This window comes from Stenotrophomonas sp. 220_Sma (assembly GCF_056487375.1).
The window spans coordinates 4,583,030-4,608,527 of sequence record NZ_CM151348.1 but is presented as its reverse complement, the minus strand read 5'-3'; the positions used below and the strand labels follow the sequence as shown (position 1 = coordinate 4,608,527).

The following is a 25,498-nucleotide window of genomic DNA, read 5'->3' as shown; positions in this document are numbered from 1 at the left end:
GTGGATCTACCCGGCATCATCGCGCGCCCTCACATCCGGCTGTGCTACTACAGCCCGTGCACCCTTCCGCATCGGAGCACGATGATGGTCAACCCTCTGGCCCAGGCCCATCGCGGCCTCGGCACCACGCTGTTCAGCCTGTTGAACCCGATACCCTTCGGCTTCTTCGTCGGCGCGCTGATCTTCGACGCGATCTACCTCAACAGCGCCGAGGTGATGTGGGGCAAGGCCGCCGCCTGGCTGATCACCTTCGGCCTGCTGATCGCCATCATTCCGCGCCTGATCAACCTGTTCGCGGTCTGGCGCCGCAACGGCACCGCCACCCGCATCGACCGCATCGACTTCTTCCTCAACCTGGTCGCGGTCGTGCTGGCCATCTGGAACGCCTTCGTGCACAGCCGCGATGCCTATGCCGTCGCGGTGCCGGGCACGATCCTGTCGGCGCTGACCGTGGCCCTGATCGCGCTGGGCCTGATCCTGCTGTCGCTGCAGCCGCCGGTGCTGCAGGGAGGTCGTCATGGCTAAGCACATCCTGCCTACCGTGGGCGCCCTGGCGCTGGCCGTGATGCTGTCGGCCTGTGCCGGCAAGGCCGAATACCACCCCACCGACCAGTCGGGTGCGAAGCCGCCGTTGCCAGCACCTAAGAACTTCCTGATGCCGCCGATGCAGGTGCCTCGTGGCGTGGGTTGGGCCGATGGGCAGTCACCCACCGTGGCCGAAGGCCTGAAGATCGAACGCATCGCCGCCAACCTGCAGCATCCGCGGCGATTGTTGACCCTGCCCAACGGCGATGTGCTGGTGGTGGAGGGCAATGGCCCCGGCGAAGAACCGGTCACCACGCCCAAGCAGTGGATCGCCGGCAAGGTGAAGGCGCGCTCGGGCAAGGCCGGCAAGGGCGGCAACCGGGTCACCCTGCTGCGCCGCACACCGGGCACGAACACCTGGACCCAGCACGTGTACATCGAAGGCCTGCATTCGCCGTTCGGCATCCAACTGATCGGTGACACGCTGTACGTGGCCAACACCGGCAACATCGTGCAGTACCACTATGTGCCGGGCGAAACCCGCATGTCCGACAAGGGCCGTGAGTTCACCGACCTGCCCAGCACCATCAACCACCACTGGACCAAGGAACTGCTGGCCAGCCGCGATGGCAGCAAGCTGTACGTGGGCGTGGGCTCCAACAGCAACATCACCGAGAATGGCCTGGCCGTTGAGTACCGCCGCGCGGTGGTGCTGGAAGTGGACGTGGCCACCCGTGGCAGCCGCATCTTTGCGTCGGGCATCCGCAACCCGACCGGGCTGGACTGGGAGCCGAGCACAGGCCAGCTGTGGGCAGTCGCGAACGAGCGCGATGAAATCGGTGCCGACCTGGTCCCGGATTACCTCACCTCGGTGAAGGAGGATGGCTTCTACGGCTGGCCCTACAGCTACTACGGCCAGCACGTGGACGAGCGCGTGCAGCCGCAGCGGCCGGACCTGGTGGCGAAAGCCATCACGCCGGACTACGCCATCGGCTCGCACGTGGCACCGCTGGGCCTGCTGTTCTACACCGGCCAGGCACTGCCGGCGCAGTACCACGGCGGCGCCTTCATCGGCGAACACGGCAGCTGGGATCGTTCGCCGCTGAGCGGCTACGAAGTGGTCTACGTACCGTTCAAGGACGGCAAGCCGACCGGGCGGCCGCAGACCGTGGTCAGTGGTTTCGCCTCGAAGGACGAGAAGACCTTGATGGGCGCACCGGTAGGCATGGCGATGGACGCCGAAGGCGCACTGCTGGTCGCCGACGACGTGGGCGACGTGGTGTGGCGGGTGTCTGCCAAGTAACTCTGTAGCGTCGAGCCACGCTCGACTGCTGTGGATCCGGCCTTTGTAGAGTCGAGCCATGCTCGACTGCTTCTGCCAGCAGCAGTCGAGCATGGCTCGACTCTACAAAAAGCCATAAGCCGCCGAGCCTGGGCTCGGCTCTACAGTTCCGCGGTACTGCTGCGGAACCCGCTGAACACCGATTCGGCAGCAAACCCCACGCCACCCAGCAGCACGCCGAAATACACCACCGTAGCCACCACGAAACCATAACCAGCCGCCACCGCCGCACCATCGCGCTGGATGAAGCCGATCGCAAAGGACATCAGCGCCAGCGCCGGCAAGGTATTGCTGAACGGAATCGGCCCGGCCGGCGCCATCAGCAGCAGGGTCGCGAACACCAGCATCAGGTTGTTCAGGCGCATCATCTTCTTCGAGCGCACCATCACCGCCAGCCGCATCGGCCGCGACAGGCGCTCCATGCGGTGCACCCACTTCAGCGCACGGCCCAGGTTGGCCTTCAGCTTGTCGGTGGCGATCTCGCGGCGCGCCAGCTTCTGCGGCACCCACAGCGGGCGGTTGCGTACGCGGCTCAGGCCGATCAGCAGGATCGAGGCACCAAACACCGTACTCAGCCCCGGAATCGACACCGGAATGATGAATATGGCCGAGAGCAGGATCACGATCAGCAGCAGGCCTTCATCGCCCAGCGCGCTGAGCAGGGTGCCGATACTGACCTGCTCACCGGGCAATTCGTCGATCATCTGCTCGATCTGCTCGGCCAGGGGCGCGCTGTCATTGGTTTCGGGGGCTCGGTAGGTCATGCGTCGCAAGGTTCTCCAGGGAAGGGCGGTCAAGGGGCCGTCCTGCGGTGGGGGGACGCACAGGCTCCCGCAGTATCCCGGCCAACGTGGGCAAAGAGGTGAACCGGGCATGAGGGGTTAAACTGGCGTGCCCCGCACGAGTTGAACGCAATGGACATGGGCCGCAGGCAATCGACCATCGAACTGGTCGCCATCGATATGGATGGCACCCTGCTGGACCCCAGCCACACGCTCACCGTCCGGGCCAAGCAGACCATCGCGCAGGCGCGCGCGCTGGGCGTGCACATCGTGCTGACCAGTGGTCGCCCGGTTCCGGGCCTGGCGCCGTCCCTGCACGAGCTGGGCATCACCGGCGACGACGACTACTGCATCGCCTGCAATGGCGGCCTGGTGCAGCGCATCGGCACGCGCGAAACCGTGGTCGAGTATCCGCTCAGCTTCGACGACTTCCTGTTCTGCGAGCAGGTAGCCCGCAAAGTGGGCGTGCATTTCCAGGCGCTGGACAGCCGGCGCATGTATACGCCCAACCAGGACATCAGCTACTACACCGTGGCCGACTCGCATCTCTCGCGGATGCCGCTGTCCTACCGCCGCGTGGAAGACATGGACCCGTCCATGTCGTTCATCAAGCTGATGATGATCGACGAGCCCGACGTGCTGGATGCCGCCATCGCGCGCCTGCCCAGCGAACTGACCGAGCGCTTCGCGGTGCTGAAGAGCGCACCGTTCTTCCTGGAAGTGTTCGACCACCGCGCTGGCAAGGGCCCGAGCCTGCAGAAGCTGGCCGAGCACCTGGGCATCGACCGCGCCAACGTGATGGCCATCGGTGACCAGGAGAACGACCTGACCATGCTGCAGTACGCCGGTACCAGCGTGGCGATGGGCAATGCCATCGACGCGGTGAAGGCGGTGGCGCGGTTCGAGACCACCAGCAATGCAGACGAAGGCGTGGCGCGCGCCATTGAGCGTTTCGTCCTGCAGTAACCGCGCGTCCCTATGCCCTGGTAGGTGCCAACCTTGGTTGGCGCACGCACACCGTATGCGCCGACCAAGGTCGGCCTCTACCATGTCCCATCCGCCCTGGTAGGTGCCAACCTTGGTTGGCACACGCAGACGGCAAGCGCCGACCAAGGTCGGCCTCTACCAGGTCCCGTCCGCCTCGGCAGGTGCCAACCTTGGTTGGCACACGCAGGCGGTATGCGCCGACCCAGGCTATACCCACGTATAACCCACCCATCCCCATCGCCATCCGCGCTGTACCACCGCGCAATGGCGAATGCGGCACTGCGATGCAAGAATTTCGCACGTCGAAATCACCCCATCGAATCCCACGGCAGATGATCGCCTTCGTCTGCTGACCGGCGCGCACCGCGCCGTCACTCCCTCAACGCAATCGCATCGCCAGCCAGGGCGCCGACACCGGTGCTGCAACGCGCTGGGCGTGCGCCTGCGCCGCTCTCTCCCTGCACCCTGGATCTGCCCATGAACACCCCACCCACGACGCGCCTCGCTCTGGCCATCATCACGGCCATCACCGCACCTGCGTACGCCGCAGAATCGCACGACGCAGCACATGACACGCCCACCACCTTGAACGCGCTGCAGGTCATCGCCACGCCACGCGGCGCGGCCGTTGCACCCACCCAGGTGGTCGGCCCCAACCGCTACATCATCAAGGCCGAAGACCTCGATGCGATGGTCACCGGCAACAACGGCCTGGCCATGCTCAAGCAGGTACCCGGCGCCAGCTACACCGCCACCGACGGGCTGGGCCTGGACATCTCCGCTACCAGCCTGTTCGTGCGCGGCTTCCGCATGAATGAAATGGGCATCACCTTCGAAGGCGTGCCACTGAACGACAACGGCTTCCTCTCGCTCACCGGCACCAGCGTGGTGAACGTGGGCGTGCCCGATGGCATCGGCGCGATCACGGTCAGCCCCGGTGGCGCACCGGTCAGCGTGTTCTCCAGCAGCGTCAACGGCGGCAGCCTGGAATACCGCCTGCGCGAGCTGCAGGACACGCCCAGCCTGCGCGTGAAACAGGGCGTGGGCAGCAACAACACGTTGGTCACCACCGTGTCCGGGCAGAGCGGCCAACTCGGTGAGCACGGCCCGAAGGTGCTGGTCGACCTGCAGCGCGTGTCCGCCGACAAGTACCAGGGCGAGGGCACCCAGAACTTCCTGCGCGGCGACCTGAAGCTGCAGCAGGACGTTGCCTGGGGCGACTTCACCGTGTTCCTGTCCGACAGCAAGGCCAAGGTCTGGGGTTACAACAACATTTCGTTCGACATGATCCGCAAGCTGGGCTGGAAGGCCGACATCTTCTATCCCGATTATGCGTGGGCCTGGTACGTGGCCTCGCCGGAGAATGCGGACAAATCCTGCGGCGCCTACACCTGCGGTGAGCTGTCCGAGCTGATTCCGTATGACACCGGCCAGATCACCCGCGACCGCGTGTCCTCGATCAACCATCGCTTCCAGATTACCCCGGCCCTGAGTGGCAACGTGCAGTTGTACAACGCCAACAGCCACACCCAGGCCACGCTGACCGACCCGACCGTACCGTCGCCCAACGGCGCGCCGTTCTCCGAACAGGTGCAGACCCCGCGCGTGAATCGGCTGGGCGGCATGCTCAACCTGCAGTTCGAGACCGGCGCGCACACCTTCACCGCCGGTTTCTGGCAGGAGAAGAGCAAGGCCGCAGCCAAGACCGAGTGGTACCAGCAGCCGCTGCTGGGCGAGGGCCCGCCGTTGAAGGCCACCGGTCCGTTCGATGTGTACGGCCCCGCGTTCAAGAGCGACAACGCATCGAGCTGGGTGACCCGCTCGCGCCAGTTCTACCTGCAGGACGACATCGTGTTGAACGACACGCTGAAGCTGGGCGTTGGCTTCAAGGCCGTGGACTTCCGCACCAGAGGTGGCGGCCTGGGTGATGCCAAGGACCGGCCGGTGAACGGCACGCTGCGCGCGAAGAGCAACTTCCTGCCGCATGTCTCGCTGTTCTGGAGCCCGACCGAATCCACCGATGCCTTCATCGACCTGGCCAACACCATGAACGGCTACCGCGTGGCGCAGCGCGGCAACATCGGCTACACCGCCTCCGCGTGGACCATCACCGACCAGGAAGAGTTCGACCGCGTGGCCGGCACGCTGCGCCCGGAGAAGAACTGGAATCTGACCGTCGGCGCGTCGCATCGCTTCGACCGGCTGACGATCACCGGTGACGTGTTCTACAACGACATCCGCAACCGCCTGCTGTCGGCGGCCATTGGCACCCAGTTCGCGCAGATCAACACGGTGCGGCTGATGCCGAAGATGCACGTGATCGGCGCCGACCTCGGCATCACCGCCGACCTGACCGACCACCTGCAGGTCTACCAGGGCGTGGCCGTGGCCCGTTCGTACTACGACAGCGATTTCGTGGTGGGCGACACGGTGTACCCGATCAAGGGCAATGCCCAGCCGGGTTACCCGCAGATCTCGCTGGTCAGTGACCTGTCGGCGCATTTTGGTGACTGGCGTTTCGGTGCCACCAGCACCTCCTACCTGCGCCAGCCCTTCACCTACGAGAACGACATCCGCGTGCCGACCTTCTGGCAGGTCAACACCTATGCCGCCTACCGCTTTGGTGCGGACAGCGCCGTGCCGGGCCTGGAGCTGCGGCTGGACGTGAGCAACCTGTTCAACCGCCACAACATCGGCACCGCCACCATCGCCGGCTCGTCGTTCTCGGGGGATTACCAGACCCTGCAGCGCAGCGCGCCCCGGCAGCTGATGCTCAGCACCTCGATGACCTTCTAAGTAGATCCACGCCATGCGTGGATGCACCTGGCGGTCCCCAGGCAGGTGCCAAAATCCGTCCACAAACCCGCCTTGCGCAATCAACAGGGATTTTCTGGCGGCGACGCAAGGTTCCCACAATGTTGCTGGGTCATGCTGTCGGCATGGCTCAGTACAACCCGCGATCACCGTTGTTCGGCATACGGAGTCATGGACGGCCCCGGCAGGCGCTGTCCGTGGCGCCTGTGATCGACCTGCAGGCCGAGTACCAGTTCTGGCACGTCTACGAGCGTGTGGTCCGCCCGTTGCCCGGTGGGGGGCTGCGGCTGGCCTGGCTGGTGTGCCAGAAGGTGTACCGGGATCGGTGGCAGCACCCGCACGACAGCGACGAGGCGGCGTTGTCGCGGGTGTTGTTCGGCGGGAACATGACGGCTGACCGGGCGTCGGAGCTGGCGGAGCTGCACGCGCTGGTCAGCCGTCGGGTGGCGTTGCTGGCCCGGCGAGGCGTATTGTTCGGGCGCGGCCGCTGACCCGCACATCTGCAGGGAGTTCCGATGGATCTTCTTCTGGGGCGATATCGCATCCTCGCGTATCGCGGATTCCACGACCTGCCACGGCTGATGCTGGTGACCGATAGCGCATCAAAGCACTGGGTGCTCGACTGTCCGTTCGAGGACGAACGGGATGACTACGCACCGGTGTATCGAGTCCTTGCCGTGGAAGCTGGTGCCGCAGGGCCGGCGGAGATATGGGAACGGCACAGTCGTGGGCTTCTGCTTGGCGTCGGCGTTCTGCCGGTAAACAGGCTGCAGTTTGACGAGACGCGGCGTGCCTCCTTCATCTTGACGTGATCCTTCGTTACACCCCCGGCTTTCCCCGGTCCAGTTGCCGATAGCCAATCGCCTCAGCCAGATGCGCCGTCTGGATCACCTCGCAACCTGCCAGATCTGCAATCGTGCGCGCCACCCGCAGAATCCGATGCATCGCCCGTGCGGACAGCTGCAGACGCTCAATCGCCTGCTCCAGCAGATCCTGATCGGCCTCACTCAATTTTGTGCACGCACGCAGCGCAGCCGGCGGTAGATGTGCATTGAGCCCGCCACGCACCTGCTGCCGCGCATGCGCGGCTTCCACCCGCTCACGCACCGATGCACTGGGCTCACCCAGCGGCGTACTCTCCCGCAGCTCCACCGCGTCCATGCGCGCCACGCTGATATGCAGGTCGATACGGTCCAGCAACGGGCCGGATACCCGCGCGCGATAGCGGTTGATGCGCTCGTCACTGCACAGGCAGCGGTTGCTGCGGTCACCGGCCCAGCCACACGGGCAAGGGTTCATGTGTTCCGGGTGGGTCCTAACAGTTATGAGTGATTTTACGCTGCTGTTTCAATGGGTTGCCGCAACTAACTGTTTCCTGACCCGCAGGAGCGGCTATGTAGCGCCCTTGGGCCTGATATCGACGACCTTCGAATCGCGCTGCTTGGCTTCAAGGACGCGGTTCTCCGCCTGCAGGACCTCATTGATGGACGCCAACCGAGCCAACTGGGATCGAAGCGCCTGATTCTCTGCCCGGAGGGCCCGGTTCCGCTCACGTTCGGCCAGCAACTGCTCATGCTTCACATCCCGCTGCGCCCGGCTCGACCGGCCTTGGGCCTCGCGGATCGCTTCGGCGATGTCTGGATAATGGTTGTGGATCAAAGCGGGGGTGACGCCAGCCTCATGCGCCACGGAGGTTATGCTGAGCTTCTTAGCTTCTGTTCGTGCTCGCCCCCTTTGAATTCGCGAGACTGCAAGCTCAAGATCCTTGCGCCTGGCATCGCCGGGCTTTCGTTTCGTAGTCATTGGGCGTGAGCATCCGGATCGTGTCCCAGGGAAAGCAATACGTTGCGACAGCGCTCAAGGTCGCGAAGTACACGCAATCGCCCACCTTGTCCAATGTCTTCGCACTTGGCGACATCCTTGAGATCGCTATAGAGACGCTGGTAGAGATGAGCATGAACGCTACCAATGACCGCATTGTCACAACCACTGCAGCGCGTCTTCTCGAAAGTGTTTCCAATACACCGATTGTCGTCTGCAGTACACCATGCGTGCCCGTTGCTACGGATTGCATGGCTCTCCGCCACTGACCGGACCATTGTTGCCCGATCCTTGAAAAGAACGATGTTCTCGTTCTGGCTCCGCCAGAAGGTGAGTCTGCCCCCATAGCCGCCGGCTAGTGGTTCAGCAGGACTCAACCATTGGTCGGCAACCCCTTGCTTGATCGCAGCTAGCTCTTCCAGGATCTCCCCATACAACTCAATCTCCTGCGACTCATTGAGTGCATACGCATCATTGGTCATGTCCTGCGACCAGTGCTTGAAATGCTCGCGCAAATACCGCAGGTCACCGAAACGGCTGCGTGCAGCGTAGTTGGCAAACTTCCGACGGAACTGATGCGTACTAAGAACCCAGTTCAGACCGATACCCCGTGCGAAAGACGTGAGAGCGATGTTCCACGCGCTGTCGGTCAGTATCCGTACCCGGCCCGATCGATCTTTGTCAGCGCCGATGAACACCGCGCCGACATGTCGTTGTGCCTCGGCAATTTCGGGATCAAGTGGATTCGCCTCAGTCATCCGTTGGATTTCTAACACCAACTCTTCCTGTAGCGGTATCGCCCACCGGTCCATGACCGCTAGTGCCTGCACCGCAGCCGTTGGTATCATCCATTCGGTGTCGCCGACTGCGGTCTTATCGCTCCGCCCCCGCATCCACCAATAGACCTCACCTTCTTCGCCTCGCGTGCTGTAGCAGGCCGAGGACCGGAGATGCGCCAACTCATGGTTCCGACACCCAGAGAGGCTGGCGACCACAATGTAGCAAGCCGTGCGAAGCCTATTCAGCTCTACTCCGAAGCTTCGAACGCCTCTATCCCAGCCTAGCAATTTGAGCTGACGGTTCTTGGCTCGATTGGCACCAGAGCTGGATAAGGCTACTGAGGTATCCGGAAATCCCTCAAGAGTGTCACGTAGGTCAAGTAGGGCAGAACCTCTCTGAACAAGCGACCATGCCTCATGAAACAATGCACTGAAGACATCGTCAGGAATTAGTGGTGTTTTGCTTCGCTTACTCGAACCGGTGAGCCCTGCGAGATGCTTGGCCGAGCTTTCTGGCCACGGGTGCGAGGGCATCGGGTCGTTCGTAAGCAAGCTCATCTCGTACAGAACTTCGACGGCAGAGAACCGCCCTCCCAAGGCCTCCGCAGACAGAGGCTTGCCGTCACCCTTGCGAACTATACGCTCTGCCTTGCAGGCGGCGACATACGTAGCGCATACCATTGGACTGACATCGCAGAGCGCCTCTACCTTGATCGACACAAGATAGCGGAAGAACTGCACGGACTGATCGAACACTCCCACAAGCGTGGTGGCCGCGGCCTTACCGGACCCCTCTCGACCACGAAAATGGTACAGGTACATCAGCTCCTTGGCTGCGGCACGAAACTCCTCGGGCACCCTTGAGAAGTCAATCCTTGCATGGCCCTTCGCCACGTTGGGCGGGGCACCATTCAGCAACCAGGTGCCATCCCCATACAAGCTTCTGGTGACCAAGGTGCCATTGACCTTGGCCGAGCTAATGACAAGGCGATCTCGCTCATGCGCGTTCAGTGAAACGGAACTGAAGGTCTGAGATGGAACATCTGAGTCCACCTGGTGCAACGCTGTTGCGTTCATGCAGTCTCTTCCAATGGCTGGCGGAAATCGTCAAGTGACGCAATAGAATCAAACCTCCAGAAGGCGTGAGGGTCGTGGCGAGCACGCTCACGAGCTGCATCGACGTCCGCCGGCTTGAAGACCTTCCTCCGTAACCCCGTCGCGATGACATCACGCTCTATAAGTCGAGGAATGTGGGCATAGTGTCTCTCCCAAATGCGGGCATCCATTCGATCCCGCTCACGGAGAACTCGCCAGTAGAAGCTGAAGAGTCGATAGAGATCCTCACCAGTCACCACATAGTTGCGGCAGCGCAGGCAGTCGAGAAAGGAAAAGCACACGGCGCCGTCGGCTGTCGTGGAGGAATACGTGGTATTGCTTGGGTCGGTGCAGCGGCCGGTTGGCGTCCGCTCAGTCGCCCCGATCGTTCGGCTGAGAAGTTCTTGGGTAAGCACCTCGCCCATGAACTGCCAGTTGCGACTGGACCGTTCTCCCGGCCTCATGTAGTTGCGTCCGGCTACCCTCGGTGTGCTGCCAAGTGCGACAGCAGTGCTGCCTAGGTCACCATCAAGCAACTCGAAGATGCGATTGGCGAACGTCTTCCGCAGGCGGGAGACGTTTATCCTCAGTGGCTTTCCATCCGCGCCGACTAGCCCCGCATCAGCGACGAGGGTCTGAATCGCGTTGGAGACCGTGGAGTCGTTCAGCGCAGTGACATACCCACTTCTGCCTCGCTGGCGGCTGCGATAGAGCCAGATCCTACCGGCATGATGTGCTTCTGCTTCGGCCTGCAGGGGCTTGGAAAGTTCTATCACTCGCCGGATCAGGCGAACGATAGGCACCTTGACGCCCGGCATTGACTCAATCGTGCGATCGTCTTGTCCATCTGCACGAAGTGCTACTTTGCTGGAGTTGTAGCCCCTTCTCTTCCAGAGGACGAGGAACTCTGTGTTCTCTTTGGGGTGGGGGCGTAGGCAATCAGCACCCATTTCAAGAAGAGGAGTGGTGTTGCGTCCAGTGTGGAGTGCAATGATCAGAAGTGCGTATGACAGCAGTTCACTAGTAACACTTACGTCCTCCCGGAAGATCGGCATCACTGCCGTCTTAACTGCCGCGGCGAACGCTTGGCGCTCTTTTCGCAGTAGTGGCGTCTCGCCCTTGACCTGTCTAGCACTGTTCGGAAAGGGGTTCGCCGGAAAGGTTCGCTCAGTCCCTGCATCGAATAAATGGATAAGCCCGCGGCGACCAAGCGCTTGGATCACCGCCTTCGTTTTGTCGTATCGCATCTTCTGCGCTGAGCGGGTGGCACCTGAATCCGCAAGATGTCGGAGGTAGCCATCTATCACGTCGCGATCTATGTCGGCTAGGGTCAAGGCGCGCCGGAGAGCGGCTGCGCGCAGAGCCAGGTAGGGAAGAAAGGTGTCTAGCCCAGAGCGTGCATAGCCGGCGATCGTGCTTACCTCTAACTCTGCGTCCTGCTTGCACAGGAAGCGCTCTATTTGACGCTGACAGGCGCTGGTGATTTCGTCTATTCCCACCGCGTAGTGTCTGGCGAAGTCGTAGGTCCGCGCACCGACGGCATTAAAACCGAAGTTCACCAGCGTCGCCGCAGGCGGCTTCCTGTCATCATCGCCCGATTTCAGGAGACCACCTTCGTGGTGCTGTGCTATCCGAGGCTGATGAAGATCAGTCCTGATGTGGACCTTGCGCTTTCCTGTCATGAGAGCGTATCAACCAGGTCATTCAGCTCTTCGTCGTAAGCAAGGACGGCATCATCGACCAGGGAGTTGACAAGGTGAAGGTAGATCATGGTTGTCTCGATGGAGACATGCCCAAGCTGGCGCTGAACAAACACGAGCGGCTCTACCGCTTGTGCTGCTCTGTCCCTCTGAAGAGCTAAAAGCATATGAGTGGCGTAGGTGTGCCGCAACATGTGCGGATGCGTTCGGAACCCTGCCTTCAGCCCGTTCTTCCGTACGATGACTTCGATGTGCTTTCCATGATTCGCATAAGGTCTACCATCCTGCGTCAGGAAGAGTGTGGGATGGGCCTTATCGCTCAGGGACGCTAGTTCGCCGCGGACAAGGACGCTGTAGCGATAGAGATCGCTCATAAGACGCCTCGAAATCCAAATATCTCGAGGCTTGCCGCCCTTGGTCATCATGCCCTCTCCGTCGGAGGGATCGAGGGCCACCATGACGTTCCTCGCACTACCGTGCCTGGCGTCTGGGTTGAAGACATAGGCTAGCGGGAACGTAGCGATCTCCTCACGACGCAAGCCGGTCTGGAGTCCCAGCCGGGTCATCATCCTGTGATGCGGATTCTCAGTGCATGCGAGTAGTGCGTGAGCCTGTTCTCGGGTCAGGAATTTGGGCAACTGCCTGTGGTTTCGAGGCATCACATCGCGAACCTTAATTGTGTTCCCAGACTTATCGGTGTGCGCCAAGAAGCCTGCGTTCTCGCGACGGACAGTGCGATCTTCGATGCCAAACGGAAGTCGGTCAATCCAGGTCTGCTTCTGGGAGTACTCGTAGAAGTCGCAAACGTAGTGCAGCCGCTGGCGAACCGTACGTCGGGCAAGCTTCACTTGCTCCAGGCAATAGTCCCGGTAAGCGGCAACGAGCGATTTCTCCTCGCCACGGTCTACATCAGCCCAATGCAGGTCATGAGCCTCGAGGAAGCCAAAGTAGTCATAGAGCGCTCGACCTGTGCTTGGCCAGGACCCTCGTGAACCAATCACTCCGCGTAGAAGATAGTGTCGGAGGAATTGATTTACCTCCACGGCTGACTCCATCGAGTCATAGAGCACGATGGGGAAGCCTGGGTAAGGCTGCCCGCGAATCGTGAAGTCGGAGGTGGCCCATATTAGGTGCACGAGCGAGTTCCCGGTTGGCTCCGAGTGCGCTCAGTGTTTGCTGAGGCGCCATCAGGTAGCTGATTTGCTTATTCTTGATATGACTTTTCACTTAGGCATGCCCCGCGGTCGGCGTGGCCACCTTCCCGGCGAGCCGGATGAGTGAAGGCCGGCACTTCGGGATGCGCAAGTACGATCGTGGAAATTGGTGCGCGGCCCTCGAGCAGAACCTCAAGTGTTGCCATAGGTTTCACCTAACGCACCAAGCTCCACTGCCGTTCCCCGTGCTGTGCCTGAGCAGGCCCAAGATCAATCAAGACCACACCATTTCGGCTGCTAGTCAGGGATCCGGCAGGGGACACCCTGCACATCGTTGATAGTTCTAACCCAATGATCTCAGTGTACTGAACTTCTAACGATCGCACAGACCCGGATCATCGCTGCCACCAGTTGGAACCGCGCGGGATACTGCACGCTGCGCGCCGCGCGGGCGATGCGGATGTGGCCGGATTCCAGCGGCTCGCGCAGGGTTTCCAACGCGCTGCGGTTCCACTCTGGAAGCTCATCGAGGAAAAGGACACCGTGATGGGCCAGCGAGATTTCGCCGGGGCAGGGTGGGTTGCCGCCGCCCACCAGCGCCGCCGCACTGGCACTGTGATGTGGCGCCCGAAAGGGTCGCTGGCGCCAGCGCCGCGGATCCAGCCCCTCACCACTGACAGATGCAATCGCGGCCAGTTGCAGCGCCTCGGCTTCCTCGGTGTCCGGCAGCAGGCCGGGCAGGCGCGAGGCCAGCAGTGTCTTGCCGCAGCCAGGACTGCCGATCAACAGCAGATGGTGCCCACCCGCTGCGGCAACTTCCAACGCACGTCGCGCATGCGCCTGCCCGCGCACGTCGGCCAGATCGGGCAGTGGCAACGGTGTCGTGTCCACGCGCTCCACGGGCGGCAGCAGGCGTGGGTTCCCCAACCCAGCGCAGCACTCCAGCAACGTACGCGCTATCCGCACATCGGCATGCTCGGCCAGCGCAGCCTCGGCGGCATTGCCCGGCGGCACCACCAGGATGCGCCCGGCGTCAGCCGCCGCAATCGCGGCCGGCAGCGCACCCGCCACCGGCCGCAGTTCTCCGGTCAGGCCAAGCTCGCCCAGGAATTCGTACTGCAGCAGCGACTGCGGATCGACCTGGCCACTGGCCGCCAAAATGCCCAACGCAATCGCCAGGTCGTAACGCCCACCTTCCTTGGGCAGATCAGCAGGCGCGAGGTTCAGGGTGATGCGCCGCTGCGGGAAGTCGAAGCGTGCACAGAGCAGGGCGGCGCGCACGCGCTCGCGTGATTCGCGCACGCTGGTCTCGGCCAGGCCGACAATCTGGGTGGCGGGCAGGCCACCAGAGAGATGCACTTCCACCCGCACCAGCGGGGCGTCGACCCCGGCGCGGGCACGGCTGTGGACCAGCGCCAGGCTCATGTGTGGTTTCCCGCAGAAAGACGCTTGATGGTGCGGCAGGCGCTCCGCGTGGGATATCGGAAGTTGCTGGTGAATGGACTAGGAGGATTCTGGCAGTCAGTTGATCCGTTGAAGTTTGGCTTCTTGCTCCCCGGCGGTTGGTCTCTGCAATTGAGTGACGGAACTCGACCGGCATCACGTGGAGTAGCGCTGGGGCGGCGGCTTGCTACAGCTGGATCGGCCCGGAATTCACATTGTTTAACCGGCGCCCGGGAGATGGCTGAATTCAAGTTGGATTTTTCACAAAGTGTTTTTAGAACAAGCATTTACAACCACCCAAAACTACACACAATTACTTGCAGGCAAGAAGCGGAGCCGCTAAAATGCACGCAACACACCCGCCACGCCTCTGACGCGCTAGTTCGCGACATGCTCAAATTGGCGGGTTTTTTTTGCTCGCAAATGAGTGTCAGGATGACCCATTACCGCAAGCCGCCGCTTTCGATTCAGGCGCAGCTTGATCAGCTACAGCAGCGCGGGCTTGCCATCGGCGACGTCGCCAACGCCAATCGCTACCTGCAGCGTGTCGGCTACTACCGCCTCATGGGCTATCTTTATACCCAGCGTATTCCTGGTAGCGATCACTTCCGCGATCAAGCGACTTTCGAGGACGCGGTCAGCCTCTATGAGTTCGATAGGGTGCTTCGAGACCTGGTGATGGAGGCCGTCGGCCATATCGAGGTAGCAACGCGGACCGTGCTCACCTACCACTTTGCCCACGCCTATGGCGCCTTCGGCCACTTGGAACCGCGCAATCTGACATTCGCTGGGCAGGAGTATGCGGATTGGCTCGGCGGCGTCGAAAGTGAAGTGACCCGCTCCAGGGAGGCGTTCATTCGGCACTACAAGGAAAAGTACGTTTCACCCGCGTTTCCCAGAGTGCCGATCTGGATGGCGACAGAAGTCATGTCGCTGGGTTCGCTTTCTCGTTTCTACAAAGCGCTGCACTCCAGAGAACAGAAGGCTGTTGCGGGTGAGATGCAGCTGGCAGCGCCAGTCTTCGCAAACTGGCTGCATGTCACCAGCGTGGTGCGAAATGTCGTTGCACATCACAGCAGGTTGTGGAACAAGGAGCTCGGTGTTTCGGCGGTTCGCCCTCGGTCGGCGGGATGGTCTGAACGTGAAGCGCCGTACGCACCGAATCGCTGCTTCTTTCTGCTGCTCCTGCTTCGCAGACTTCTGGAAGCGACGACCGCTGATTCCTTGGATTGGCGTGAACGCGTCGATGTCCACCTCTCGGCTGGCCTGACGACCGAAGTGCGAACGAAAAGCATCGGGGCTGCAGCAGGGTGGCAGGACCATCGCCTTTGGCGCGGGTGAGTCTCAGGACTCGCCGCTTCTCCAGGTCGTTTCTGGTGGCTTCGAGTTGCGAATGGGCCGGTTAGGGGATGACAGTCAATGGCGGCCCAGCGCCCCAAGCAGACACCGCTGCTCATCAGGCACTGACCCAGTGAAGTGCCCAAACCGCGCCGCAACCCACGAAGGCCCCGCACTTTCCACCAGCAACCATCCCTGGCTCTGGTGCAGATCCAGCCAACGCTCGAAGCTGATACGCAGCCGTTCGATATCCGGCGCCCGCCACCGTGCATCGGCGGGCATGCGGATCATCACACGCGAGGGCGCATTCTCTACGTCCATCACCACAACGCCCTTGCACCGGATCTCGAAGGACGTTGCCCTGGCATGGCGCGTGTGCAGTTCAAAGCCCTCGTGTGCCTTCGCGGTCACAAAGCCGAGCGCATCACTGTGCAGCACGCGGTAATCGGCCGGCCGCAGCTTCTGGTAGGCCCACACTTGATCGCCCGCTGGCTCGGGCCACTCCACCCACATCGGGCCGATCACCGCGATGCACACCGCTGCAGCGGCAAGGCCGTGCATCTTCATTCGTCACCCCGCACACAGACAGAAAACCCCGCGCCATAAACGCGCTCAGTCCTTGGGTCGCATCCGCTCGTGGATGAAGGCGGTCAGCGCGAGATCGGCCATCACCAGCCCCTCCATCACCCGGTCGCCCACGTACTGCTCCGGCTCACCGTTCTGGCGCGTGCGCTCGGCCGCCAGCAGGATCTCCTGCACGATGCGCTGGCCGGTGAGCGCGCAGTCGGCGTCGGACAACGCCATCTGCCGGCTGCGCAGGTGATGCTGCTCGGGCCAGGGTTGGCCGTCGGCCGCAGCGCCCGCGCCGATGGCGTGCAGGATGGCGATGAGGCTGTTCGGGTCCGGGGCCGGAGCGGCCGAGGGCGCTTCCTGGATCGGGCGCGGGGGAGGGGAGTGCGGCGTGGTCATGGCGGGCTCCGTGCATGCAGGCGGACGCCGCCACCGATAAAGGTGGCGGACGGGGCGTGGCTCGAAAACCGGTGTGTGATGATCGCCGGCGGGCACGAGGCCCCCACGCCCCGCCCGCCATAGCCGGCAGACGGATTGCCAGCCGGCACCACGCAAGGTGATGCCGGCTGGCAAGCGCAAACTTCATCACAACAACGGGTTTTCGAGTCCCGACCACCGATGCACGGTGGCGAAGTAACGATTACCTGCTGTTGTGCGGAATGCCAACGGGTAGGGGTCAATGCCGCCAAAACCCGAGACGCTTTTGGCATTGTCGCATAGCGCCGGAAGCGGCGAGAGCGTTGGCGTGCTAGGCGCAGCGGCACTTCTGGAACGGAGTCGTCAGAACCTTCCACCAGAGACGCAAGGCACGGCAAATGCGACAACATCGGGCCGACGGCAATGTGTGATCGCCATTGCGAAGGAACCGGTGCGAGGGCAGCTGATGAGTGCCGCGTACTTCGCCTCCATGCATGAGTGACTTTCTGCCTATTGACCCCACAGGGTGTCACGCAGAATCTGACTACTGCTGTAGTCACCCGGAACTGTCCTGCCCGGAGCAGGAAGGCTCTGCGGCGTTTGAACGGATTCCCCCCCCTGGCGCAGACCAATACAAGGATCGCTGTACGTGTCACGCCGCAATCGACTTCTTCTGTCTGCGGGTCTGATCCCGCTTCCGTGGTTCCTGTTCTGGACCAGCGTTGCCGCCGTGTTCGCGCCGGGCTACAACCCGCTTGCGCAGCACGCCAGCGAGCTGCTGCAGGCGCCAACGCTCGCAAGCATCTGCGGCAGGATCGCCGCCATCGGCTCCGGTGTCGGCTTCGTGGCGTTCTCCATCGGGGTATGGCGTGAGTCTGGTCGCCGGATCGCAGTAGGTGCAATCTGCTGGATGATCTTTGGCATCTCGATGCTGACCAACGGGCTCTGGCCCATGGGCCATCCGATGCACGGCTTCTACACCATCGGTATCGCAAACATCATTGCACCGGCGATGTCGCACATCGAACTGAGCGCGTGGTCTGCCAACCGAAGGGCTTACGCCGTGACTGCTATGGTGAGCATCGCGAGCATCGTCTATCTCTGGTTGAACGTGGTTGGCGCGGACCCGGAAGGCTATCGGGGGCTGACCCAGCGCCTGTTCTCGTCGATCAACTCGCTGTGGCCATTCCTGGTTGCGTTGTACCTGCTGCGAAGGGGTTCAAGCGCGCTGAAGGCAGAGCCTGCGCTTTGATGGAAAGGCGTGCAGGCACATGAACGACCATTGAGCGTGTGGGGTTGGGAAGGGGATGAGGATCTTTCGCCGTCAGCTGATCTACGTTCAAGTGCACCAGGACCACTTCATTGCCCGCGTGGTCGGTGGAGATAGGACCATCCGTAGCCAGTGCCATGCCCTTGGCAATCGCGCGGGTCCGATCAAGGACTTTTCGAATATCCGGCCCCTGCTCAAGGCGATCTTCTCGGACCTCCTGCCTGTGTTCTCTCTCGTCAAGCCGTGGGGGATTCTGCACTTTGATCCGGTTGAGTACCCGGTTACGAAGGAGGAGCTGGCCGGGTTTCAGAAGGCTGCCATGCGAAGTGGTGTGAGCTTCTGTTTGCTCTCCACGTGGGAGCAGCGGCATGAGGACAAGGACTTGCTGGACATGTTCAAGTAGGGAACGGCACGAAAATTCTTTCAGGGCCAAACTACTTCGTGATTGGTCGTGGTTGAAGTATTGCGAGCGTCTGTTTCTGGCCGGAAGCAGAAGCTTAGCTGTAGTCGTGCAGCACCGAAGGTAAATCTGCACCGGGCTGTTGGCGGTACGCTGGCGCGCAGTGGCTGTCTGTATGGCGCATTCCTGGTTGGCGAGTGGTGACGGGGTTGGGCCGAGCGGGCGTGGACCGATTCACTGTGCCGTCGAACTGATCTCAGTCGGCCAGTGGAGCCTCAAAGCCTTTTCACTCTCGTACGGTCTTCCCTGAGAGGCTGGTGGTCGCGGGCGTGTAACGCTTCTGAACAACGCTGACCTTCCCATTGCACGATCTGGAGGGTGAGCGCATTGGGGTACGCCCTGTCTAGCGCTGCATCCCGCTCCTCTTGGGTCGTCCGCGGCAACACTCCAGTGTTCTTGAGTGCTCCCTCGATTCGGGCCAGCGTGGCCTTGGCCGTTTCGATGCCCGCACGGAACCTGTTTGGGTTGTTTCCCGAATAGTTCTCCCACTTCTCGTGCAGGCGAGTCGCGGCGTTGGTCAAGCTTATCCCACACTCGGGAACAAAGCGTGATGCGACCCATGGTCGCCCTCGCAACTTTTACCGGAGCGAGCTTGCGGTGGTAGCTGAGCCCTCCGCCTCGTCCGGTTACACGCCGGCTTGTTAGCCGGACCCAGCCGCCCTAAGATCGAGCGGTATCAAGGAGAAAGCCTGTCATAGGGTGCTTTGTGGATAAGTCGTATAACCGGACTCAGCGGTCCGTCTATTAGGCAGTTAGAGTGTTCAAGGACATCTTAGATGCTGTCGAGTGAAACAAATCAAGAGCGACGAATTCGTACTTCAATCGATAGATCAAGATATTCCGCAATTACATGGAGAGCCGAGACCCGCTCAATACTGCTGCAAGAGATCGAGGATTTCACCTGGCCAAGGATGTTTAGGCGCGTGGAGATTCCGCGCAATGATGAGGCGCTCCAGATTGACCTCCACTCAGATCGCTTCTTCCGCCCGATCACTGCCGACGAAAAAATAACTATCGAGCGCGAACATTCTGCAAAACTTGTAGTTGGCATCCATCCAAATGGCACGATTTCATTCTATGCATCTGGATTCTCATCCTCACACGCAAGCGTAGATGGCGATGGCTTCACTATTGCGTTTTTTCAGTGTGCTCAAGACCTTGCTGGTGTGGCAGGAAGAAGGAGCATAAGGCAAGCGCTATCTTCCTTCTGTAAACTTGCTTCAATATCCCTCACTGAGGTTGCACCCACGAAAGCTGGTGGTCGGTTCATCAGCTTGCTGAGTAGGAGATCATCAAGATTTAGGTTCCTTTACACCTCGTCAGATGAGGCTAGGCGAGTAAGGGTCTCGCAGTACTTGGGCTTCGCGGGTGGATTGGCTGGCGGCTTGATCAGTAGCAGTATTTTTCCGTTGCTAGCCTCTGTTGGACAAAGTCTAAAAGAGCAGAAGAAAGATGTGCCGATTTTCTTCCAGCCTGAGTGCGTTCTTCTGTTTTCTTTGATTTTGGCTGTGGCGGCACTTTATGTTATTGTGAAAGCGATGAGTCAGCGCTAGATGATGTGTTTGCAATCTAGCAATTCATTCAAGCCGATGCCGTTTCGCGGCAGGGCTTAGTTCAGGCGTCAGCCATCAATGACAGATTTCACCACGCATAGAAGGAACTTTTGTGAACGACACCCGGAATGCCATTAAAGATGCAATTGAACGCCAAGTTCGAAACGGAGATTGGACCGGTATTGCTGTCGACGACTGGCGCTATGAAGGCAGCATGGGGACTCTGGATATCGACCCGGATTCGATCGAAGTCGAAGAAGTTGATCTAGAGGCGGGGACTATTACTGTAACGGCCCGCGGCACGGGCTCCGCGACATACAAAGATGCTGACGGCGAGGATGTAAGTGGCGAGTACGATGTGTCAGTGACTTCCAAGGTCAGTATCGATATTTCTGGCGCAGAAATAGTTTTAGTGACCAATGATGGTTGATGGCTAACAATTCATTCAAGCCGCCGCCGCTTCGCGGCGCGGCTTAATTCAGGTGTTAGGCCTTGGTGACAGGATCATGACAGCCGAATCAGCAGCCAACCTTCTGAGCGTCCCGACAGTGGTCTGGTCAGGCTTAGTTGCTGCCATTGTTTCCCTAACGGGCGCGATGGCAGGCGTCGTCCTGTCGAACCGGAGCAGCGAACGGCGACTCGTTGAGCAGCTACGCCACGACGCGGCCGAGAAGCAGCGCGACAGGCTGGCAGCCCTTCGTCGGGAGGTTTATCTTAAACTCTTTGAAGAGTTGGCTGCCGTCGGTGGTCACCTCGGGGCGTTGGCCGGAAAAGACCCGGTGTCAGAGAACCTCGGCGCTCCGCTTCAGGCAGCCATGTCGCAGCTTGGAAGAGTGCAGCTAGTTGGGTCCCAGCAAACCGCACTTCTGGCGGGAGACCTTTCTTGCCTGTACGGCGAAGCTCTCTTTCGGCTAATGCTAGCAGCCAAGCCCCTGCATGACTTGAAAATCGACATCAGCCTCGCGGACAAGTCCTTTCAGGACGGAATTGCTGAGGCGCAACGCGTCAATCAGGAGATGCAGATAGTAAGGGAGTCCGGCAAACAGGATGCTCCTCGAATGAAGGCTCTCCAAGACTCGTTCAATCATGCGAAGCAAACCTATCAGGCTGCGGCAGCGCAACGATCTGCGAGCTGGGAGGAGTTCAACTCGTTGCAACCGCAGTTCATGCAGGCTGTATTCGGGGAGCTACAGGCCATGGCATCTGCACAGGCACGACTAATGGACGCCATGCGTCAAGAGATTGGGCTGCCTTCCGACCTAGACTTCATGCTCAAGCGGGTAAGGGCCACCCAGTCGCGTATGCATGAAGCTGCCGATGCATTAGTCCGTGGATTAGGCACGGACTAAGGCCTAACAATTCGTCCAGGCCGACCACCAATTCATGGTGGCGGGTTAACTCTGGCGGTGAACATCCGCAACTGGCTGATGGCTGACCTGACTTCGATGAGACGTGTGGAATGAGAGATAATCCGAAAAAGATAACTGGATTCCCATGGCAGCATTCGATCATTCCCTGGTGACCCTCCGATTCTTCGGGGACGACCTCCTGCCCGAAGAAGTCAGTGCCTTGCTCGGGGTGACTCCGACCGCTTCACATCACAAGGGCCAGGAACTCAAAGGCAGCCACTCAGGCGCCGTGCGTATCGCCAGGTTCGGAAGCTGGCGACTCAGTGCGGCTCGGCGTGAGCCTGAAGATCTGGAAGCACAGATCTTCGAGATCCTCGATCAACTCACCGACGATCTCGCGGTATGGCAGTCATTGGCACGCTTCCGGCCTGACCTTTTCTGCGGTCTGTTCATGGGCAGCAGCAACGATGGTGTCTCGCTTTCGCCCCGCGTCCTGCTCGCCCTGGGGGAGCGCGGTATTGAGCTCGGGCTGGACATCTACGATGCCGATGAAGAAGAGCGCGGCGCTCCGTGCCCAGAGGTCATCAATTGATGATCTCCCCACTCCCCGAAGCAACAAACGCCTTCAACTGCCGGACGAACTCCGCGTCATACAGCTCCCACTCCACAATCTCCCCCACAATCCGCAACGGCTGCGCACTCCGATACGACCGCGTCGGGTTCCCGGGAAATTTCTTGTTGGTCACGTTCGGGTCGTCCTCGAACGGCCCGGTCGGCGCCACCACATACACACGCGGCCGCCCTTCACCCCGGGCCATCTCCGCAGCCAGCCCGGCGCCCTTGGCAATCGTGGTGAAGTAGATGTGGTTCATCACCACACTGTCGCGATAGTTGGAGCGGTAGCCCGCACTCAGCAACTCGCCCGCCGCCAGGTCAGCGCGGGTGCCGTGATATAACGGCCCGGCGACCTGGTCGCAGGTGTCATGCGAAACGGGTGTCCATTCGGTGTCCTGCGCCATCGGCACTGCCCCTGCGTGTCCTGCCGGATCGACAGGCCGCCGAGTCTAGGGCGTCCGGTGGGCCTTGCTGCAAGGCCCCATCCGGGAAATAATCTGTAAACGGGAGGCGCGGTGCGCCTCCTTTTTTCATTCTGCGGCGCCGCGCCCTTCCAGCTCGCGCACGGCGGTTTCCAGCGCGTCCAGCTTCTGGCGCGTCTTCAGCAGCACGGCGCGCTGTACTTCGAACTCCTCGCGGGTGACCAGGTCCAGCTTGGCCAGGCCGGCCTGCAGTGCGCTCTTGAAGGTGGCCTGCAGTTCCTCGCGCGATTCGCGCAGGCCCGGCGGCACCAGGTCGCTGAGGCGACGGGCGAGGTCATCGATTTGGTTCAGGTCGATCATGGGGTGCTCCGTGGGGGTGGGCCCGTGCATCCGGCGCGGGCAGGCCATTCGGGCACAAGGATACTGCTGGCAGCCACTGCCCGGACAGGCGGCAGCGGCTTCGCACGGGCCGTGTTCAGGCGCTATCCTCCACGCCGGAAGACAGGAGATAAGCGATGAAGATGGTCATGGCGGTGATCAAGCCGTTCAAGCTCGACGACGTGCGCGAAGCGCTGGCCGAGCGTGGGGTCACCGGGATCACGGTGACGGAAGTGAAGGGCTTTGGTCGCCAGAAGGGCCATACCGAGCTGTACCGCGGCGCGGAGTATGTGGTCGATTTCCTGCCGAAGGTGAAGCTGGAAGTGGCAGTGACCGATGACCAGGTGGAGGCCGTGGTTGAGGCGATCGTGAAGGCCGCCGGGACCGGGAAGATTGGTGACGGCAAGGTGTTCGTGTACGACCTGGGCAGCGTGGTGCGTATTCGTACCGGTGAACTGGACGCGGACGCGTTGTAACCCGTTCGGCGCGATGTTGTAGAGCCGAGCCGATGCTCGGCTAGCTCTTTGTAGAGTCGAGCTTGCTCGACTGCTCTGCGCTTCAGTCGAGCAAGCTCGACTCTACGAAACGGCAGCCGAGCATGGGCTCGACTCTACAAAGAGCGGTAAAGCGGTCGAGCAAGCTCGACCCCTACCAAAGCAAAGCGCTTACCGGCGCTTCGCCCACTTATAGAACCGCTTCCAGCCCTGCCGCACGGCGGCGACCCAACCCGGGTCGGCCACCATCGCGGCCTGCGCGGCACTCGGCGCCTGGCCGGTCACGCGCTGGCGGATCTTCAGCAGGTTCTTCATGTCGCTGCGGCGCATCTGCCGGCTCAGCGGGCCGCGGCGCAGCCAGCGGGGTACGCGCCAGGCGGAGGTGAAGTCCAGCAGCACCGGCACACCGCCACTGACCACCACGTTGGTGCCATGCAGGTCGTTGTGTGTGATGCCGGCGGCATGCAGGCGGCTGAGCGCGTGCTGCAGCTGCTCGAACACGTCGTTGCCGACGGCCTGCGCGGTGCTCAGGGTCTGGCCGGGGATGAACTCCATGCCCAGCGCCAGGCCACCCAGGGTGCCGAGCAGCGCGGGGGCATGCTTCCAACCGCCGAGGCGCTGCAGCATGCGGGCCTCACGGCGCACCATCAGCCGCGCGATCAGTGAAACGGGGGTGCCGCGGTAGCGGGAGTAGTCCTTGATGACCGCCTCGCGCCCGTCCAGGCAGGTGCGGTAGACGTCGGGGGCCAGGAAACGCTCGCCGCGCTTGAGCAGCAGCGGGGAGGCGGCGTCATTGCCGCAGGAGGAGGGGGGGAGAGCAGGAAGATACATGTCGGGGTCTCGGACGACCCGGTGGGTGGCGCAAAGCGTCAAGCGAACCGGTGTTACAGGGAGTTACTAAGTTTTCGTTAATTTTAGTACTCGCCAGTTCGCTATTCCACGATTTGTCGGAGAAATGTCGGGGTCGTGGCTGGAACAGTTCGTCGCGCCCAATCGGACAATTCCGTCTCACTTGGTCGGTGATTCTTTCAGAATCAATAGGTTGCGTTTCGCTCTATTTCGTTCATCCGCGGCCCGCTGAACGTCACGCACGTCCAGCTTGACCCCGACGCACGGCCTGCCGACCATAAGCTGTTAATTCGCGACATCGGCGGCCGCCCCTTCCTGGCACGTCCCCGTCCCCTGCCGCGGTCCCCACCGGTGCTGGCCGTCCGGCCGTGCATCGCCCTGTTTCCCGTTCCGGCTGCGGCTGGAGGAAAGTGTTTTGATCATCAAAATCGTCATTGCAGCGCTGTTCGTCGCCTGCGTGCTGTACATCCACTTCCGTGGCAAGGTCCGCGCGCGCTGGTCGCGCCAGCTGCTGGACCACTCCAGTTTCATGGCCCCGATCAACGTGGTCATGTACATGTTCTCGAAGGTGCCGACCACGCCGTTCCTGGACCCGGCCAAGGAGTTCCCGCAGCTGGAGCCGCTGCGCCAGAACTGGCAGATGATCCGCGATGAGGCGCTGGCGCTGCGCGATGCGCAGAAGATCGCCGCGTCCAGCACGTTCAACGACGCCGGCTTCAATTCGTTCTTCCGCCGTGGCTGGAAGCGCTTCTACCTGAAGTGGTACGGCCCGTCGCACCCGTCGGCGAAGGCGATGTGCCCCAAGACCACGGCGTTGCTCGAGTCGCTGCCGGATGTGCGCGCGGCGATGTTCGCGCAGCTGCCGTCGGGCAGCGAACTGCGCCCGCACCGCGACCCGTTCGCCGGTTCGCTGCGCCTGCACCTGGGCCTGGCCACGCCCAACAACGACGGCTGCTACATCGAAGTGGACGGCATCAAGAAGAGCTGGCGCGACGGCGAGTGGATGATGTTCGACGAGACCTACATCCACCACGCGCACAACGAGACGCCGGATGACCGCGTGATCCTGTTCTGTGACATCGCCCGCCCGCTGCGCTTCGGCCTGCCGGGCCTGTTCAACCGCGCGGTGGCGGCCACGCTGCTGGCCGGTGGTGCCTCGCCGAACCTGCCGGGTGACCCGACCGGTGGCGTCAACAAGGCCTTTGGCAGCGTCTACAAGGTGCGCCTGAAGGCCAAGGCACTGCGCGAGCGCAGCGTGGTGGCCTACCAGTTGATCAAGTGGGGCCTGGTGGTGGCGGTGATTGCGGGTATCTGGGCGCTTTGAATTGTAGAGTCGAGCCA

25 protein-coding genes and 2 pseudogenes are annotated in these 25,498 nt (G+C 61.6%); 15 read left to right on the top strand and 12 right to left on the bottom strand.

Features of this window, described 5'->3' with window-relative positions:
* Window positions 1-84: 84 nt before the first annotated feature.
* Together ACZLIB_RS21495 and ACZLIB_RS21490 are read left to right on the top strand one after the other, a co-directional pair.
* Window positions 85-525 (top strand): DUF2231 domain-containing protein, encoded by a 441-nt coding sequence (locus ACZLIB_RS21495; protein ID WP_049400823.1) that lies wholly within the window; start codon window positions 85-87, stop codon window positions 523-525.
* Complete coding sequence (locus ACZLIB_RS21490; protein ID WP_478468676.1) at window positions 518-1,828, top strand: PQQ-dependent sugar dehydrogenase; 1,311 nt, start codon at window positions 518-520, stop codon at window positions 1,826-1,828. The genes ACZLIB_RS21495 and ACZLIB_RS21490 overlap by 8 nt, the downstream gene beginning before the upstream one ends.
* A 140-nt stretch (window positions 1,829-1,968) precedes the next feature.
* On the opposite strand, the gene ACZLIB_RS21485 is transcribed toward ACZLIB_RS21490, so the two are convergent.
* Window positions 1,969-2,631, bottom strand: coding sequence for an exopolysaccharide biosynthesis protein (locus ACZLIB_RS21485; RefSeq protein WP_049462570.1), 663 nt, complete (start codon window positions 2,629-2,631; stop codon window positions 1,969-1,971).
* A gap of 150 nt (window positions 2,632-2,781) precedes the next feature.
* On the opposite strand from ACZLIB_RS21485, the gene yidA reads away from it, so the two are divergent.
* The 4 genes from yidA (at window position 2,782) to ACZLIB_RS21465 (ending at window position 7,262) form a co-directional block, all read left to right on the top strand.
* Window positions 2,782-3,615 (top strand): sugar-phosphatase, encoded by an 834-nt coding sequence (yidA, locus tag ACZLIB_RS21480; RefSeq protein WP_478468675.1) that lies wholly within the window; start codon window positions 2,782-2,784, stop codon window positions 3,613-3,615.
* 498 nt (window positions 3,616-4,113) lie between these two features.
* Window positions 4,114-6,432, top strand: a complete 2,319-nt coding sequence (locus tag ACZLIB_RS21475; RefSeq protein ID WP_478468673.1) for a TonB-dependent receptor — start codon at window positions 4,114-4,116, stop codon at window positions 6,430-6,432.
* Between the two features lie 119 nt (window positions 6,433-6,551).
* A complete protein-coding gene (locus tag ACZLIB_RS21470; RefSeq protein WP_277779423.1) occupies window positions 6,552-6,941 on the top strand; it encodes a hypothetical protein in 390 nt (129 codons plus the stop codon).
* Between the two features lie 24 nt (window positions 6,942-6,965).
* Window positions 6,966-7,262 carry a hypothetical protein gene (locus ACZLIB_RS21465; protein ID WP_032127110.1) on the top strand — a complete coding sequence of 99 codons (297 nt, stop codon included), beginning with the start codon at window positions 6,966-6,968 and terminating at the stop codon, window positions 7,260-7,262.
* A 7-nt stretch (window positions 7,263-7,269) separates the two neighbouring features.
* Here ACZLIB_RS21465 and ACZLIB_RS21460 read toward each other — a convergent pair.
* The 6 genes and pseudogenes from ACZLIB_RS21460 to ACZLIB_RS21435 all read right to left on the bottom strand — a co-directional run.
* A pseudogene (locus ACZLIB_RS21460) lies at window positions 7,270-7,749 on the bottom strand (magnesium chelatase subunit ChlI family protein); the annotation flags it as partial.
* 93 nt (window positions 7,750-7,842) lie between these two features.
* Window positions 7,843-8,139: a hypothetical protein gene (locus tag ACZLIB_RS21455; protein ID WP_197622619.1), complete on the bottom strand. Its 297-nt coding sequence runs from the start codon at window positions 8,137-8,139 to the stop codon at window positions 7,843-7,845.
* A gap of 110 nt (window positions 8,140-8,249) precedes the next feature.
* Window positions 8,250-10,127 (bottom strand): site-specific integrase, encoded by a 1,878-nt coding sequence (locus ACZLIB_RS21450; protein ID WP_021201946.1) that lies wholly within the window; start codon window positions 10,125-10,127, stop codon window positions 8,250-8,252.
* Window positions 10,124-11,827, bottom strand: a complete 1,704-nt coding sequence (locus tag ACZLIB_RS21445; RefSeq protein WP_366643378.1) for a hypothetical protein — start codon at window positions 11,825-11,827, stop codon at window positions 10,124-10,126. The genes ACZLIB_RS21450 and ACZLIB_RS21445 overlap by 4 nt, the downstream gene beginning before the upstream one ends.
* Complete coding sequence (locus tag ACZLIB_RS21440; protein ID WP_197599548.1) at window positions 11,824-12,915, bottom strand: tyrosine-type recombinase/integrase; 1,092 nt, start codon at window positions 12,913-12,915, stop codon at window positions 11,824-11,826. Before ACZLIB_RS21440 ends, ACZLIB_RS21445 begins: the two co-directional genes overlap by 4 nt.
* A gap of 480 nt (window positions 12,916-13,395) precedes the next feature.
* Window positions 13,396-14,424 (bottom strand): annotated as a pseudogene (locus ACZLIB_RS21435) (YifB family Mg chelatase-like AAA ATPase); the annotation flags it as partial.
* A gap of 255 nt (window positions 14,425-14,679) precedes the next feature.
* On the opposite strand from ACZLIB_RS21435, the gene ACZLIB_RS21430 reads away from it, so the two are divergent.
* On the top strand, window positions 14,680-15,783 hold the full coding sequence (locus ACZLIB_RS21430) for an Abi family protein (protein ID WP_478468672.1): 1,104 nt from the start codon (window positions 14,680-14,682) through the stop codon (window positions 15,781-15,783).
* Window positions 15,784-15,858: 75 nt separating this feature from the next.
* Here the strand turns inward: ACZLIB_RS21430 and ACZLIB_RS21425 are convergent, their stop codons facing one another.
* Both ACZLIB_RS21425 and ACZLIB_RS21420 read right to left on the bottom strand, forming a co-directional pair.
* Window positions 15,859-16,347, bottom strand: a complete 489-nt coding sequence (locus ACZLIB_RS21425) for a cold-shock protein (RefSeq protein ID WP_478468670.1) — start codon at window positions 16,345-16,347, stop codon at window positions 15,859-15,861.
* Between the two features lie 45 nt (window positions 16,348-16,392).
* A complete protein-coding gene (locus ACZLIB_RS21420) occupies window positions 16,393-16,749 on the bottom strand; it encodes a hypothetical protein (RefSeq protein ID WP_478468669.1) in 357 nt (118 codons plus the stop codon).
* Window positions 16,750-17,416: 667 nt separating this feature from the next.
* On the opposite strand from ACZLIB_RS21420, the gene ACZLIB_RS21415 reads away from it, so the two are divergent.
* The 6 genes from ACZLIB_RS21415 (at window position 17,417) to ACZLIB_RS21390 (ending at window position 21,991) form a co-directional block, all read left to right on the top strand.
* Window positions 17,417-18,019: a DUF998 domain-containing protein gene (locus ACZLIB_RS21415; protein WP_478468668.1), complete on the top strand. Its 603-nt coding sequence runs from the start codon at window positions 17,417-17,419 to the stop codon at window positions 18,017-18,019.
* 55 nt (window positions 18,020-18,074) lie between these two features.
* Window positions 18,075-18,440 carry a hypothetical protein gene (locus ACZLIB_RS21410; RefSeq protein WP_478468667.1) on the top strand — a complete coding sequence of 122 codons (366 nt, stop codon included), beginning with the start codon at window positions 18,075-18,077 and terminating at the stop codon, window positions 18,438-18,440.
* Between the two features lie 833 nt (window positions 18,441-19,273).
* Window positions 19,274-20,050: a hypothetical protein gene (locus ACZLIB_RS21405; protein WP_478468665.1), complete on the top strand. Its 777-nt coding sequence runs from the start codon at window positions 19,274-19,276 to the stop codon at window positions 20,048-20,050.
* 112 nt (window positions 20,051-20,162) lie between these two features.
* Window positions 20,163-20,480 carry a hypothetical protein gene (locus ACZLIB_RS21400; RefSeq protein ID WP_478468664.1) on the top strand — a complete coding sequence of 106 codons (318 nt, stop codon included), beginning with the start codon at window positions 20,163-20,165 and terminating at the stop codon, window positions 20,478-20,480.
* Window positions 20,481-20,556: 76 nt separating this feature from the next.
* Window positions 20,557-21,399, top strand: a complete 843-nt coding sequence (locus ACZLIB_RS21395) for a hypothetical protein (protein WP_141401645.1) — start codon at window positions 20,557-20,559, stop codon at window positions 21,397-21,399.
* Window positions 21,400-21,544: 145 nt separating this feature from the next.
* Window positions 21,545-21,991 (top strand): DUF4279 domain-containing protein, encoded by a 447-nt coding sequence (locus ACZLIB_RS21390; protein ID WP_478468663.1) that lies wholly within the window; start codon window positions 21,545-21,547, stop codon window positions 21,989-21,991.
* On the opposite strand, the gene arr is transcribed toward ACZLIB_RS21390, so the two are convergent.
* Together arr and ubiK are read right to left on the bottom strand one after the other, a co-directional pair.
* Window positions 21,984-22,418 (bottom strand): NAD(+)--rifampin ADP-ribosyltransferase, encoded by a 435-nt coding sequence (gene arr, locus ACZLIB_RS21385; RefSeq protein ID WP_478468662.1) that lies wholly within the window; start codon window positions 22,416-22,418, stop codon window positions 21,984-21,986. The genes ACZLIB_RS21390 and arr overlap by 8 nt on opposite strands.
* 126 nt (window positions 22,419-22,544) lie before the next feature.
* Window positions 22,545-22,796 (bottom strand): ubiquinone biosynthesis accessory factor UbiK, encoded by a 252-nt coding sequence (gene ubiK / locus ACZLIB_RS21380; RefSeq protein WP_005419983.1) that lies wholly within the window; start codon window positions 22,794-22,796, stop codon window positions 22,545-22,547.
* Between the two features lie 155 nt (window positions 22,797-22,951).
* On the opposite strand from ubiK, the gene ACZLIB_RS21375 reads away from it, so the two are divergent.
* Complete coding sequence (locus ACZLIB_RS21375) at window positions 22,952-23,290, top strand: P-II family nitrogen regulator (RefSeq protein ID WP_005411374.1); 339 nt, start codon at window positions 22,952-22,954, stop codon at window positions 23,288-23,290.
* A gap of 189 nt (window positions 23,291-23,479) precedes the next feature.
* Here ACZLIB_RS21375 and ACZLIB_RS21370 read toward each other — a convergent pair whose 3' ends face one another.
* Window positions 23,480-24,139 (bottom strand): RIO1 family regulatory kinase/ATPase domain-containing protein, encoded by a 660-nt coding sequence (locus tag ACZLIB_RS21370; RefSeq protein WP_478468661.1) that lies wholly within the window; start codon window positions 24,137-24,139, stop codon window positions 23,480-23,482.
* A gap of 436 nt (window positions 24,140-24,575) precedes the next feature.
* Here ACZLIB_RS21370 and ACZLIB_RS21365 point away from each other — a divergent pair, with 436 nt between their 5' ends.
* Window positions 24,576-25,481: an aspartyl/asparaginyl beta-hydroxylase domain-containing protein gene (locus ACZLIB_RS21365; protein WP_024957655.1), complete on the top strand. Its 906-nt coding sequence runs from the start codon at window positions 24,576-24,578 to the stop codon at window positions 25,479-25,481.
* The last annotated feature ends 17 nt before the right edge of the window (window positions 25,482-25,498 follow it).